The sequence below is a fragment of the Methanothermobacter sp. DP genome (assembly GCF_026692625.1).
GTDB lineage: Archaea > Methanobacteriota > Methanobacteria > Methanobacteriales > Methanothermobacteraceae > Methanothermobacter > Methanothermobacter marburgensis.
Genome location: NZ_CP113501.1, coordinates 1,261,490 through 1,273,772, shown reverse-complemented (window position 1 = coordinate 1,273,772; position 12,283 = coordinate 1,261,490). Strand labels below are relative to the sequence as shown.

General features: G+C 48.1%; 15 protein-coding genes. 10 read left to right on the top strand and 5 right to left on the bottom strand.

Annotated features, from left to right (window positions below):
- Nucleotides 1-5 precede the first annotated feature (5 nt).
- The 3 genes from OXN82_RS06790 to comB form a co-directional block, all read right to left on the bottom strand.
- The gene (locus tag OXN82_RS06790; RefSeq protein ID WP_321211120.1) at nucleotides 6-221 is read right to left on the bottom strand and encodes a DUF1922 domain-containing protein; all 216 of its coding nucleotides are present in this window, start codon (nucleotides 219-221) and stop codon (nucleotides 6-8) included.
- A gap of 159 nt (nucleotides 222-380) precedes the next feature.
- The gene (locus tag OXN82_RS06785) at nucleotides 381-1,073 is read right to left on the bottom strand and encodes a TraB/GumN family protein (RefSeq protein ID WP_321212173.1); all 693 of its coding nucleotides are present in this window, start codon (nucleotides 1,071-1,073) and stop codon (nucleotides 381-383) included.
- 16 nt (nucleotides 1,074-1,089) lie between these two features.
- Complete coding sequence (gene comB, locus OXN82_RS06780) at nucleotides 1,090-1,743, bottom strand: 2-phosphosulfolactate phosphatase (RefSeq protein WP_321211119.1); 654 nt, start codon at nucleotides 1,741-1,743, stop codon at nucleotides 1,090-1,092.
- A 69-nt stretch (nucleotides 1,744-1,812) separates the two neighbouring features.
- Here comB and OXN82_RS06775 point away from each other — a divergent pair, with 69 nt between their 5' ends.
- The 10 genes from OXN82_RS06775 (at nucleotide 1,813) to OXN82_RS06730 (ending at nucleotide 9,619) form a co-directional block, all read left to right on the top strand.
- The gene (locus OXN82_RS06775; protein ID WP_321211118.1) at nucleotides 1,813-2,343 is read left to right on the top strand and encodes a hypothetical protein; all 531 of its coding nucleotides are present in this window, start codon (nucleotides 1,813-1,815) and stop codon (nucleotides 2,341-2,343) included.
- On the top strand, nucleotides 2,328-3,242 hold the full coding sequence (locus OXN82_RS06770; protein WP_013296346.1) for a methanogenesis marker 7 protein: 915 nt from the start codon (nucleotides 2,328-2,330) through the stop codon (nucleotides 3,240-3,242). The genes OXN82_RS06775 and OXN82_RS06770 overlap by 16 nt, the downstream gene beginning before the upstream one ends.
- A 94-nt stretch (nucleotides 3,243-3,336) precedes the next feature.
- Nucleotides 3,337-4,293 carry a metallophosphoesterase gene (locus OXN82_RS06765; RefSeq protein ID WP_242451241.1) on the top strand — a complete coding sequence of 319 codons (957 nt, stop codon included), beginning with the start codon at nucleotides 3,337-3,339 and terminating at the stop codon, nucleotides 4,291-4,293.
- A gap of 131 nt (nucleotides 4,294-4,424) precedes the next feature.
- On the top strand, nucleotides 4,425-4,994 hold the full coding sequence (locus tag OXN82_RS06760; RefSeq protein WP_160322949.1) for a DUF134 domain-containing protein: 570 nt from the start codon (nucleotides 4,425-4,427) through the stop codon (nucleotides 4,992-4,994).
- Nucleotides 4,995-5,009: 15 nt separating this feature from the next.
- Entirely contained in the window at nucleotides 5,010-5,357 is a 348-nt protein-coding gene (locus OXN82_RS06755; RefSeq protein WP_160322950.1) for a NifB/NifX family molybdenum-iron cluster-binding protein, read from the top strand.
- Nucleotides 5,358-5,369: 12 nt separating this feature from the next.
- On the top strand, nucleotides 5,370-6,167 hold the full coding sequence (locus OXN82_RS06750; RefSeq protein WP_160322951.1) for an Mrp/NBP35 family ATP-binding protein: 798 nt from the start codon (nucleotides 5,370-5,372) through the stop codon (nucleotides 6,165-6,167).
- Nucleotide 6,168: 1 nt separating this feature from the next.
- Nucleotides 6,169-6,423, top strand: coding sequence for a NifB/NifX family molybdenum-iron cluster-binding protein (locus OXN82_RS06745; protein ID WP_321211117.1), 255 nt, complete (start codon nucleotides 6,169-6,171; stop codon nucleotides 6,421-6,423).
- Nucleotides 6,424-6,585: 162 nt separating this feature from the next.
- Nucleotides 6,586-7,464, top strand: a complete 879-nt coding sequence (locus tag OXN82_RS06740; RefSeq protein ID WP_160322954.1) for a P-loop NTPase — start codon at nucleotides 6,586-6,588, stop codon at nucleotides 7,462-7,464.
- Entirely contained in the window at nucleotides 7,461-8,357 is an 897-nt protein-coding gene (locus OXN82_RS06735; RefSeq protein WP_160322955.1) for an ATP-binding protein, read from the top strand. Before OXN82_RS06740 ends, OXN82_RS06735 begins: the two co-directional genes overlap by 4 nt.
- A 101-nt stretch (nucleotides 8,358-8,458) precedes the next feature.
- The gene (locus tag OXN82_RS06730) at nucleotides 8,459-9,619 is read left to right on the top strand and encodes a cation diffusion facilitator family transporter (RefSeq protein ID WP_321211116.1); all 1,161 of its coding nucleotides are present in this window, start codon (nucleotides 8,459-8,461) and stop codon (nucleotides 9,617-9,619) included.
- On the opposite strand, the gene OXN82_RS06725 is transcribed toward OXN82_RS06730, so the two are convergent.
- Entirely contained in the window at nucleotides 9,616-10,908 is a 1,293-nt protein-coding gene (locus OXN82_RS06725) for a methyl-coenzyme M reductase glutamine C-methyltransferase (RefSeq protein ID WP_160322957.1), read from the bottom strand. The genes OXN82_RS06730 and OXN82_RS06725 overlap by 4 nt on opposite strands.
- Nucleotides 10,905-12,152: a methyl coenzyme M reductase-arginine methyltransferase Mmp10 gene (gene mmp10 / locus OXN82_RS06720; RefSeq protein WP_160322958.1), complete on the bottom strand. Its 1,248-nt coding sequence runs from the start codon at nucleotides 12,150-12,152 to the stop codon at nucleotides 10,905-10,907. Before mmp10 ends, OXN82_RS06725 begins: the two co-directional genes overlap by 4 nt.
- Nucleotides 12,153-12,283 lie beyond the last annotated feature (131 nt).

Below are 12,283 nucleotides of genomic sequence, written 5' to 3'. Positions count from 1 at the left end.
TCGTTCTATTCCCTTTTCACTGGATTTGTGAAATGGCAGGTGCCACACCTTTCTTCCTGGAGTTTTCTCACAATTTCTGCGGCTTCCTGGAAGCTAGCGGCCTTTCCAAATATGCGCCTTGTTTTAACCTTCAGGGTTTTTCCACAGACGCACTTCCGGGTATCTGCGCCCTCCTTTGAGTAGAGGGCCCTTCCACAGTCACATCTGAATATGACGTACATTGCATATCACACTGCTCTTTCCACAGTAAATATTTATTGGACCGGTATTTAATGAATATTTTTCCCCTATCATGCCATTACTCTGAATGATGACTTGTAATATTGTTGGGAGCCTGGGGGTGTGCCCGGGACATTACCCTGAATGATATCATCGGATATTCAAATGAGTTCTTCAAGTGGTGGAAGTTCCTGCGGGTTTCTGATGTAGTGCTCTATTCCCCTCCTGTGGCCTGCGCCCACAACGGCAACAACGCGGTCCTCCTCAATGGAGAGGAGCCTGTGGGCCATGAATGCATCCCTCTCCTCAACAAGCACACGGTATGCTGAGGGCGATATTTCGCGGAATTCCCCCATAACCTCCGCAAGTGTGTCGTCACTTTTGAGGCTCTCAACATCCCTCGCATCCTCCCCCCCAATGAATGACCTCATGATTGCAAGAAAGAACCTCAGCTTTTCCCACCGGCTCATGGATTCGATCGCCCGCTGCATGGTCACCCCTATGTCACGGTCAATGAGGGCAACCCCTGCACCAACCTCATGGGCGGCATCTATCGCCGCAAGCATCTCGCTTCCCGGCTTAACACCTATATCCTCACCGATCTTCCTCTGGAAATAGGTTAAAAACCAGCCTGCAAGGATGACGCCAATGTTTCCACTTCTGAGGGCGTCCCTGAGGGAGGGTTCATCCCTTTTGATCCCCATTTTTTCGTCCATGAGCCTCCTGTACCTCCCGGGGTCAAGTTCCACTGCAACAACGTCCGGTTTCATCTCAAGTATGGTTCTTCTCACCTCATCAACACTTTCTCCAGATACATGTGCGGTACCTATTATCTTCAGTTCATCCAGATTCATGTCCACTGCAGCCTCCCTAGATCAGCGATATTCTGCCGTCCATGTATACAGGTACGTTTTCTGTTATATTCCTTCTGAGGCAGTATTCGATATCACCGGCAAAACCAAGTTCCCTTAGCCTCCTGGCTGACCTGGATTTTCTTATGGCATCATCAACCATGGACCTGTCCTGGACTGCAAGTACTGAGGCCTCAGCGTACTCTTCGAACTCACCACCAATGGCACGTATTATTTCACCGGCGCAGAGGAAATCCTCTATTGCAAATCGGCCATTAACACCTGCCATGACCACCTCAACTTCATCCGAAAGATTCCTTGCAGCTGAAGCGACTGCATCCAGATTGTTGAGGCAGCCCACGAGGGCCTGTGATTCAACTGACTCAAGGATCCTTGTACCGTTACTGGTGGTTAGCACAAGGGCATCACCTGAATGTTCCCTCACCTCCAGTGGGGAGTTAGCCAGGAACCCTGGCAGGGTCTCACCACCACGCTCCCCTGCCACCACATAGCCCATCCTGGAGTACTCCATTGCCTCCTCAACGTCCCCAACAGGGATGACCTCCCTGAAACTGTCTAGGGCAGAGGTTATGGTTGCACTTGCCCTCAGAAGGTCCACCATTATGCAGAGTCCACTGCCCTCTGGTTTTTCAAAGCTGAGACTTACCCTCATCAGCACACCTTATAAATGATTATAGAGAGATTTATTTATGAGGTATTTATAGACTTCACCGGTGACTCAATGAGGATTCTTACAACACCAATGTGTGAGGGCATACTGAGGATTGCAGGCGTCATGGGGTACGATGTGACCCGCGAACCTGAGGATGAGGATGCAGACCTTTTATTTGTGCTATCTGAGACATCAGTTGCCGGGGCGGTTAAACTTAAACTCAACACATTCCCCCAGATAAGGGAGGCCATAGGAACTGTTTTCAGGGCTGTTCAGGACGTGGATCCTGGAAGCCTCATGTACTCCTCAGTTGATGAGATAAACTTTGAGGTCTGCTCCCCCTGGTGGCATGACCCTGCGGGGTTGCGGGAGATGAACAGCAAAATAAAAGTAAGGGTTTATTCAGATTTCTTAACGGAGATCGTGGAGGACATGGGCTTCACCATTGTTGATTTGAATGAAGATTTCACGGTATGCCCGGATTACATGGAACTTGACTGCATCAGGGTTCCCTCACACAGGAACCTTCCAGTGGACCCTGTTAAGAGGGCTTTATTCAGGTACATGTATCTGGAGAGGAAATTATGTACGAAACTTTAACCTATCAGGGCGGTGTGCACCGCCATGAGGAGATGAAGGAACTGATTGAGGACCTCGGCGGCTTTGTGCTCCAGGAAAACATGCTTCAGATGGACCTCATACTCACACTGGCCGTCCCAATTGAGGATGTGGATAAGGTGAGGGAAAAGGCCAGGGAGCTCCTGGGGAAGGTTAAGGTTGCCCCGATGGCAGGTACCGAGATAGCTATCGTCTCACCCACCCTTGCGAGGCATCATTTACCCCATTCGGCCTGTGATATATCCGAATACCTCAGGAGATACGGTGCCAAGGACAACATGATAGGCCTTGCCCGTGGAGCAGGTAAGGGTATATCCAGGATATCAGAGGATGAAAAAAGACTCATAGAGGAACATGACCTTGCAGTTTTTGCCCTTGGAAGTTTTGAGCAGTGCATAAAGGATAAGGCCCACCTTTTCAGTGACATAAACATCCCGGTGGTGGTTACAGGGTCCCCTGAGAAGATTGACCTCAGCGAGCTTCCAGGTGCCGATGCCTATGTTGGGGGCCTCGGAAGGATCCCCAGGAGGCTGAAGAGGGGTGAGGATATAAGGGCCCTCCGGAAACTTGTTGAGGTGGTCGAGGATATACTTGACAGGAGGAGGCGTGAAATGGCAGCGGACCCACCTCTTGTTCCCTCAATACTTGTTAAGACTGAGATTGAGAACCAGGTGCCTGCCGTTAAGGAGGTCTACTCCCCAACACCCGTAACCAGCCAGCTTGATGGGGTCCGGGTGAAACTCAACTATGACCGCTACCACGACGAGATAGCAGATGTGAGGGTTTCTGATTACCGGCTGGGCGACATATCTGAGATCAGGAAGTCAATGATGTACGACTACATCCTCGTTAAGTTGCTACCTGAAAGCTCCATACTGTGATCCCATGAGGAGGGAGTTCCAGGTCCTGATATTTATCCTGATCTTCTCCTCAGGATACTATCTTCTTAATTTTACTGTCCTGGAATCTCTTGGTATGGGAATTCTGAGCCTCCCCCTTACACTTCTTCTACCGGTGGCCATAATCTCCGAGAGGGTATACTCATCCTTTATCTCAAGGGCTGCCTATGTGGTCTCCATGATATGGGTGGGAATGGCTGTTTACATACTTATTGGCCTTGGGGTAACCTTTGCAGCATCACTTGTTCCAGGCATTCCTTTCTCCCCTATCCCTGCGGCGGCATTCTCAATCATAATGGTTTCCTATGGGCTGGTGAGGGCCCTGGATATTGAGGTAAGGACTGTGAGGATCCCATTTCCATGCAGCGATGAACTGAGGCTGGTGCAGCTTTCAGATCTTCATGTGGGGACTGTGAGGTCAGGGGGTTTCCTCCGGAGGGTTTCATCTCTTATCTCTGAAGTAGGACCGGATGCCGTCCTCATAACAGGTGACCTCCTGGATGGTTCAAGGCCCGTTGAAGCGTCAACACTCTCCGAGCTTCAGGCAGATGTGCCCGTATTTTTTGTTTCTGGCAACCATGACACCTATTCAGGGGACTTCAGGTCCGCAGTGGAGGGGGCGGGTATCATGTGTATTGATCAGCGTGTTGTTGATTTCAGGGGGGTGCAGGTTGCAGGTGTGGGTTATTCGATGGAGAGGCATTCGCTTTCTGCGATCCTTGATATAATGGAATTTGATCCGAAGAGGCCCCTCATACTTCTTCATCACCTTCCTGTTGACTGGGATTACGCCAGGGAAAGGGGTGTTGACCTCCAGCTATCCGGCCATACGCATGGTGGGCAGTTCTATCCATTCAACCTCCTTGTTGGCATGATGTTCCCCTTTATCAGCGGCCTTTATGAGGATTCAGGACGTTTTCTATACGTTTCACAGGGCACAGGCACATGGGGGCCACCTCTTCGTATAGGATCATCCTGTGAGGTTACGGTTATTGAACTTATTCCCTCTGATCATGGCTTCAATGGAGATTAAGGATGAATTGAATGTTATTCATTATTTCGCTGGTTTTATGGTGATGGCTGGTTTTTTAGGTGACTGGCTTTTATGTTCTCTGACCCCTGATGGAAAAGTTTAAATACAAGTTTTGAATATATATTCAAAACATGCCTAGGCCAAGAAGATACAGAAGAATCCTGGGAGAACCCCGTGTGGTTGCATTTTCCCCGGAAGCCAGTGAAGAAGAAGTGGAGGTTGAGATAACCCTAGATGAATTTGAGGCTGTCCGTTTAAGGGACTACCATGACATAAAACAGAAAAAAGCCGCTGAGATCATGGGTATATCACAGCCAACATTTCACAGGACACTGACATCCGCACGGGCCAAGATAGCAGAGGCACTGGTCGAGGGCAGACCAATAGTACTGAAAGGAGGTGATTACATCACAGACAGAAGAAGATACAAGTGCATGGACTGCCAGTTTGAGTGGATCTCACCTGAGAAGGAATACAAAAAGTGCCCCGACTGTGATTCAGAAAACATAACGCTGGTATCAGCAGATACACTACCAAGGATGGGAAGGGGCGGCTTCGGAAGAGGTTTTGGCGCTGGACGTGGAGCACCACGTGTCTGCAAATGCATTGAATGCGGATACGAGGCACCAAAAACACCTGGAGTTCCATGCAGAATGGAGAAATGTCCAGAGTGCGGTGCACCAATGTGTGGAGCCGACTGAAAACGGAGGGCCATGATGAAAATATGCATACCTGTAATGGAGGAAAGGGGCATGGGTTCAGCGATTTCTCAGCATTTCGGTAAAACGCCCCTATTTGCTTTTTATGACGATAAGACACATGAACTTGAAATAAAGGAAATAAGGGGAAGGCATGGCGGCGGCAATCTCACACCAGCAGAAATCTTGCTGAACTCCAATGCAGATATCCTTATATGCGGGAATCTAGGATCAAAGGCGGCCGAGATTCTCAGAGATAATGGGGTTGAAGTGCTGACAGGAGCAAAAGGAACAGTAGCCGAAGCCTTGAACAGTTTTAAAAAAGGAGAACTTGGTGGCGCTGAAAACACATGCAATGGACATTAGAGGGGCCCTGCAATGGATAGCGAAGATGCTCAGAAGCTGGCCATAATGGAACAGGATATTAGAATATCAAAGGCCATGTCCACGATAAAGCATAAGATTGTGGTTATGAGTGGCAAGGGAGGGGTTGGGAAATCCACCATCACAGTTAAACTGGCTGAAGAATTCAAGAGAAATGGCCAGAGGGTATGTGTACTGGATGCAGATATACACGGGCCAGATGTACCCAGGATGATGGGTGTTGAAGAACTTGAGGTCACCCTTCAGGGAAACAGAATAAATCCAGTGACAGCTCCTGGCGGAGTCAGTGTGGTCTCAATAGAATTCTTTCTTCCAGCGACTGACACCCCTGTAATCTGGAGGGGCCCAAAGAAGACGGGTGCCATAAGACAGCTGCTCGCCGATACAGACTGGAGCAATGTGGATGTACTCCTCGTTGATAATCCTCCAGGAACAGGAGATGAACCCCTAACTGTCCTGCAGTCAATACCCCGTATTGATGGTGTTATAATCGTCACAACCTCCCAGGAACTGTCACTTCACGATGTTGAGAAGTGCATAAACATGGCAGGGAAACTTAACATCCCTATCATTGGGATAGTTGAGAACATGTCCTACTTGATCTGTCCTGAATGTGGGAAAAAACTTCATATATTTGGTAAAGAGGGAGGCAGATGGCTCTCTGAGAAATTCAATATACCCTTTCTTGGTGAAATGCCCTTCGTAAATTCATCTGAAAATTCCATCTCCAATACTGAAAATGAGATTAAAAGGATATTTGAGAATATAAAAGATTTGATAGGTGCTGATTGACATGAAAATAGCTGTGGCTTCCTCTGGAAGCGATATAACTTCAGATTCAAGCAAATTTTTTGGCAGAGCCACCAACTTCGTTATCGCTGAATTGGAGGCTGGAAAAATAGTTTCAGTAAGGAGTATTGAAAATCGGGCCACATCCGCTTCAGGGGGAGCAGGTATTAAAACCGCCCAGCTTCTTGCAAATGAAGGAGTAGATGTGATTATAGCAGGGCAATGGGCCCAAATGCCTTTGAAATACTTAACAGGCTAGGCATAAAACTTTACAGCTCGGTTGAGGGTTCTGTAGAGGAAAACCTTAAACTCTTTACCGGGGGCAAACTCTCTGAGATAAATTCTCCTGCAAGTTCCGGCGGAAAAGGATATGGTAGGGGTTCTCGGAGAATGTTCTGATGGTTCTTTTCAGGGGATTCAAATGAAGAGACCATTCAAGGTTGCCATAACAGGAGGAAAAGGCGGTACAGGTAAATCAACTGTTGCCTGTTCCCTGGCAGTTGCCATGGCGGATGAATTCAGAGTTTTACTGGTTGATGCAGATGTTGAATGCCCTGACGACCATGTCATTCTCCCCATCATAAGAGAAAAAAGTAATGACGTGACCCTTGAGGTACCCTGCTTTGTGGAGTCAACATGTTCCATGTGTGGAAGGTGTTCAGATGTTTGCAGGGAAAACGCCCTTTTCCATGTGGATGGAATGCCTCCAACCCTCTTTGAGGACAGATGTAATGGTTGCGGGACCTGCGTCCTTGCATGTCCAACAGGATCCATAAAAACCCGTGATAAGGTAATAGGTTCAATTTATGAGGGAATTCCTGATTGGGGCTCAGAAAGGGTAATGGAAAATTTCAGGCTCCTCTCAGGTGAAAGTATCATCGGCACAGCATCCAGCGCGACGGTTGTGGATGCCCTCATGGATAAGGCCGAACAAGAGGGGGACTTTGATTTTATTATCGTTGACACACCCGCAGGACTCCACTGCAATGTGATACGTGCCCTTATGCGGAGCCATATGGCCCTAGCAGTGACGGAGCCAACACCACTTGGTGTTCACGACCTGAAATTGATTCTGGCTCTCCTTGATGGGATGGGCCTTGAGTCAATGATTGTAATTAACCGTTATGGGGTGGGCGATCCCGATATCGTCTATGACGTTGCACACCAAAAAAAGGTCCCTGTGGCTGCAAGGATACCCTACTCAGAGGAAACAATGAGGGCCTACTCTGAGGGAAGACCCCATGAGCTCCGGGAAATAAATGAGATCGTGGATCTACTTGTGATGAGGTGTCTGATTTGAAGGAAATATGCGTCCTCTCAGGAAAGGGCGGGGCTGGAAAGAGCAGTATAACGGCCTCAATGGCGATTTTAATTAAAGAGAGGATGAACATTGTCCTGGGGGACTGCGACGTCGATGCCCCGAACCTTGGACTCATAACAGGGCTGGAAAATGTCAGATTTAACTGCAGTCCGGTAGAGGCGTCTGAAAGGGCATCATTCGTGGCTGAAAGATGCAAAGGGCGGAGGAAGTGTGTAAATGTCTGCAGATTCAGGGCTATAGAGTGGAACGGAAAACTTTCTGTACCCGAAATAAATGCACTTCTCTGTGAGGGATGCGGTGCATGTGAATACATATGTCCCGATAATGCGATTGAGGTCAGACGGGTAGAAAGCGGTCAGATATGTTCATTCAGGTCGAAGTATGGATTTCATGTTGTGACAGGACGCCTTAAACCCGGTGAGAGAGGTTCCGGCAGAATAGTTGATGAAGTGAGAAAACTGACATCTGCTGTAGGAGAATCAAATGAATCAGAACTTGCCATTTTTGATTCTGCCGCAGGCATAGGGTGTCCTGTTTTATCCTCAGTCAAGGGTGTTGATCATGCTGTAATTATCACAGAACCCACAGGAGTATCCATGGGTGATTTAAGACGTGCATTGAACCTTGTAAATCATTTCAGAGTTCCAAAAAGTATAATAATTAATAAATGGGATATAAACCCTGATATTGCCATGGAAATAGAGGAAATGGCTGCTGATGAGGGCATCCATGTTCTTGGAAGGATACCATATGATCTGGGCTTTGTGGATGCCCTTGTTAACCTCACCCCTGCGGTGCTACATAAACCTGAACTGAGGAAACACTTCTCGGGGATAACTGATAATCTCCTTTCAGATACAGGAGTAATCTGAGATGGATTTTTATGAGGGATTCTATGGCTGCTGAGGGATCACTTGAAAGGGGAGCATCGGCTGCAGGGTATTCTGTGATCTTAAACATAATCTTAACGACGATGAAGGGTGTGGTAGGTTATCTTTCAGGAAATGTAGCACTTCTGGCAGATGCCTTTCATTCCCTGGCAGATTTATTCGCATCGGCGGCCGTGCTATTTGGCCTTAAATTATCCCAGAGGGAGCCAGATGAACTCTTTCCCTACGGGTATTACAGAGTCGAAACACTGGTATCTTTAATTGTTTCGCTGATAATTATCTTCACAGGAATCGAAATAGCTATTGATTCATTGGAATACATCAGAAGTCCTCCTGCAGAGATTTCAATGCCCTTCATCAGTCTTGCAGTAACCTTTGCGGCAATTGTGGCATCATACCTTATAGGAGCCTATAAAGAGCGGGTGGGACGGGAAATAAATTCAACAGCACTTTTAAATGACGGCAGACACAGCTACATTGATGTCATATCATCCCTCGTGGTCTTCACATCAATACTCGCAGAGTACGCCGGGTTAAGCGGCGTCCAGGGTATTGCTGGAATAATAGTTTCGGCACTTATAATTTACATGGGCTTAAAACTTACCCGGGACGATGTACTTGTCCTTCTTGATGCCTGCATAGATAGGGATTCTCGGGAGCTCCTGAGGGAAACTGTCATAGGGATGGAGGGTGTTGAGGGAGTCCATGACATTAAGATTAGAAAATCAGGACCCTACCTTTTCGGTGAACTCCATATTGAAGTTTCAAGGGACCTATCAACGGAGGATGTGGATGAAATTATTTCCAGGATAAAAAGGGAGGTGAAGACAGCAGTGCCCTCAATTGATCATATAACCATTCAACCAGAAACATTCAAAAGGGATTATCTGGTGGTGGCCGTGCCCCTTGAAGATGATCGCGGTTTGAAATCACATATAACATCACATTTTGGGAAAGCGAAATTTTTTATCATTGCAAAAACGCTTAAAGGGCGTATAATAGATTTTAGAATAATTGAAAACACTACAAGATCCCTTAAAACAAAAAGAGGTATTAAAGCAGCTGAATTATTGAAAAAAGAGGGTGTTGATGTTCTGGTGCTTGAAGAAATCTCCGAAGGGCCATCATATGTGTTTGGAAGGGCACTCCTTGGGACAACACCTCCTGATGGTTCCTCCCTGGAGGAGGTTATAGTTAATGCATCCAGAAAATTTTCTCAGAACTCAGGGTCTGCACATGGTTAGATCTCATTTTTTAACATACGTGTAACAGTTTCTATATGCTTCTGCTGATCCCTGGCTTCCTTCTGGAGTGACCTCAGGAGTTCATCGGTTACAGGGATGGGCATGCTCCTGAATACGTATGAATCAAGCATGAAACTGAATGCCCTCTCCTCAGCCAGACTCCTGAACTTCCTGTCTGATGGCTCCATGAATACAGGGTTATCATCATCTTCAAGACCCTTAACCTCATCACCAAGTTCCGTGCCGGGTATCGGTTCAGCGATGCTCACAAAGTAGTCGTCGAGCATGAGTTCATCTGCAAGTTCCAGGGTCTCCTCATGGTCCCTTTCATCTTCACCGGGGTACCCCACTATGAATGACCCTGCAACCTTCAGATTATGTTCCCTGGCAAGTTCAACAGCCTCAATAACATCCCCGGGTTTGATGCCCTTCTTCATCCTTCTGAGAATCCTTCTGCTCCCTGACTCTATACCATAGAACACCCAGCCATTGGTGTACTCTGATATGGCATCAAGGATCTCAGGGGTCACCATATCAACCCGTATATCAGGTACAGTCAGATTTCTGGGCCCTGTGATTTCACTTATGTCCCTTAGGAGCTCGGTGAATGCATCCTCATCAATACCCCTGAACCTGCTGCTCCCGTAGAGTGTTCCGGTTCCCCCGCTTATTGCAAACCTCCGGGCCCCGGATTTCCTCATTTCCCTGACCTCCCTTATGATATCCTCCAGGGGCCTGCTGCGGACCTCACGGCCGAAGAATGCCGGGACCTGGCAGAATGTGCAGTTACCTGGGCAGCCCCTGTGGGTTTCAATGTAGACACTGGCACCCCTTATGTTCTCCTGTGAGATATCTGCAGGCACAAATGGGAGGGCCCTTTTCATGGAGCAGCGGGTTGGCTCATTGATTATAAACCCTTCAGAGGATTTAAATGCTGCTCCAGGCATTTCAGACGCATCCAAACTTCCAGATGCAACCTCCATGGCCATCTCCACCTTATCCTCACCCTCACCCTGAATTAAAAGGTCAACGTCGAGGTAGCGGAGTACAAGTTCAGGGTCCATGCTCACGGGACCCCCCACCACCCGGAAACCCCTTATATTATTAATAATATCCCTGTACCTCAGGAGGTGGATGGTCGACTGGAGGCTTATGAACACCACATCTGCGCCGGCACCATCAAGGCCCTTCCTGAGTTCAACACTGTATCCAAGGCCCCTCAAAACACCGGCAATGACCATTGAACCGTAGGTGTAGTGCTCTGGTGTTAAAACAACCACACGAGTCATTCAGAAGCACCGAAGAAATTTATGGCCTGTATGAGTTCATAGAATGCTTCCATCTCCCGCTCTATAACATCATACTGGGACAGCGTACCGCTCATCTCCCCATCAACGGTGAGCCTTTCAGGGCCCCTTATGACTATCCGGTCGGTTCCGTCGCGGCTTAGAACCTCCTTTGCCTGCATTTCATGGACAAATGCCCTGCCAGGGATTATCACAGTTTCCTTAAGTTCGCTGAGGTCCACACCCTCGAGGTCCTTCCTGGTGATGAGGCATGCTATGTCCTTCTCAACACCAACAACATTCACCATGTCATCTGCCCCAAGGTTCCTTATTATCCTCCTTATGTAGGGGGCTGCAATGGATCCTGTGATTATGGTTGCCTCGCCCCTGATTTCAGGGAGGATCTCAAGGTACTCCCTGCTTGAGTCATCTGCAAGGACAAATGGAGTCCCGTTTTCAGGGTCGCAGACAGGTGTCCCTGTAACCCTGAGATTGAACTCCCGATCAACCATCCTCACAAGGTCCTCAAATTCCTGGACTGTGTGAGGTTCTATACCTTCAATTATTGGCCCATTGCCGAGTATCAGCCCCTGGTGCTCATAGTTTGCAAACCGCATCATTATGAATCCTGTGGCCCCCCACTCCTCAAGTCTGGAGCAGGTTTCAAGGAGGTCATCACCATCATTCACACCGGGTATGATCACTGCAGCGGCGTGGACCTCACAGGATTCACAGAATATCCTGAGGGCTTCCAGTGCATTTTCAGCGTTCCTATCGCGCATCCACTCCTGTCTCAGGAGGGGGTCCGCTGAGAACACCGTGAAGGTTACCTCATCCACACCATTTCTGATTAATCTTGATGCCAGTTCAGGGTCATCCATGCCCTTACCGCTTGTGTATCCCAGGTGTAAGGGAATCCCAAACTCACTGAGCCCAGATGTCAGCTCCTCAAGGTGTGGGTAGCAACTCACATCACCCCCACCGCTGATGTTTATCTTAAGGTCCTTATCCTGAAGGTTCTGCATCATCAGTGTTGTCTGCACATTACCCATGACAAGGAATGGTGGTAAAAATTCCCTCCCCCTCTCTGCAACATCAGTTCCACAGGTTTCACAGCCCACCCTCCCCGGGGAGCAGTTCCTGCAGCCAAAGGGTTCAAATTCCCCCACCTTTCTGAAGTAACAGTACCTGCAGAATCCCCTGCAGTCCTTGCCAGGTATACCACCCAAATCAGCTATTATCTGCATGTGCCTCTTTCTGTGCAGTGCCTTAAATATAATTTATTACCCTGCGGCCATCATACCTGCGGCGTGCATGATCATAAAAATCAACGCAGCCATACAAAAAATCCATAAAACCCGAAGAAAACGTGTTGATA

What these genes read in the sequence shown, in the direction of transcription:
- OXN82_RS06790 (WP_321211120.1), bottom strand. Translation starts at nt 221, where the DNA reads ATGTACGTCATATTCAGATGTGACTGTGGAAGGGCCCTCTACTCAAAG.
- OXN82_RS06785 (WP_321212173.1), bottom strand. Translation starts at nt 1,073, where the DNA reads ATGAATCTGGATGAACTGAAGATAATAGGTACCGCACATGTATCTGGA.
- comB (WP_321211119.1), bottom strand. Translation starts at nt 1,743, where the DNA reads ATGAGGGTAAGTCTCAGCTTTGAAAAACCAGAGGGCAGTGGACTCTGC.
- OXN82_RS06775 (WP_321211118.1), top strand. Translation starts at nt 1,813, where the DNA reads ATGAGGATTCTTACAACACCAATGTGTGAGGGCATACTGAGGATTGCA.
- OXN82_RS06770 (WP_013296346.1), top strand. Translation starts at nt 2,328, where the DNA reads ATGTACGAAACTTTAACCTATCAGGGCGGTGTGCACCGCCATGAGGAG.
- OXN82_RS06765 (WP_242451241.1), top strand. Translation starts at nt 3,337, where the DNA reads ATGGGAATTCTGAGCCTCCCCCTTACACTTCTTCTACCGGTGGCCATA.
- OXN82_RS06760 (WP_160322949.1), top strand. Translation starts at nt 4,425, where the DNA reads ATGCCTAGGCCAAGAAGATACAGAAGAATCCTGGGAGAACCCCGTGTG.
- OXN82_RS06755 (WP_160322950.1), top strand. Translation starts at nt 5,010, where the DNA reads ATGAAAATATGCATACCTGTAATGGAGGAAAGGGGCATGGGTTCAGCG.
- OXN82_RS06750 (WP_160322951.1), top strand. Translation starts at nt 5,370, where the DNA reads ATGGATAGCGAAGATGCTCAGAAGCTGGCCATAATGGAACAGGATATT.
- OXN82_RS06745 (WP_321211117.1), top strand. Translation starts at nt 6,169, where the DNA reads ATGAAAATAGCTGTGGCTTCCTCTGGAAGCGATATAACTTCAGATTCA.
- OXN82_RS06740 (WP_160322954.1), top strand. Translation starts at nt 6,586, where the DNA reads ATGAAGAGACCATTCAAGGTTGCCATAACAGGAGGAAAAGGCGGTACA.
- OXN82_RS06730 (WP_321211116.1), top strand. Translation starts at nt 8,459, where the DNA reads ATGAAGGGTGTGGTAGGTTATCTTTCAGGAAATGTAGCACTTCTGGCA.
- OXN82_RS06725 (WP_160322957.1), bottom strand. Translation starts at nt 10,908, where the DNA reads ATGACTCGTGTGGTTGTTTTAACACCAGAGCACTACACCTACGGTTCA.
- mmp10 (WP_160322958.1), bottom strand. Translation starts at nt 12,152, where the DNA reads ATGCAGATAATAGCTGATTTGGGTGGTATACCTGGCAAGGACTGCAGG.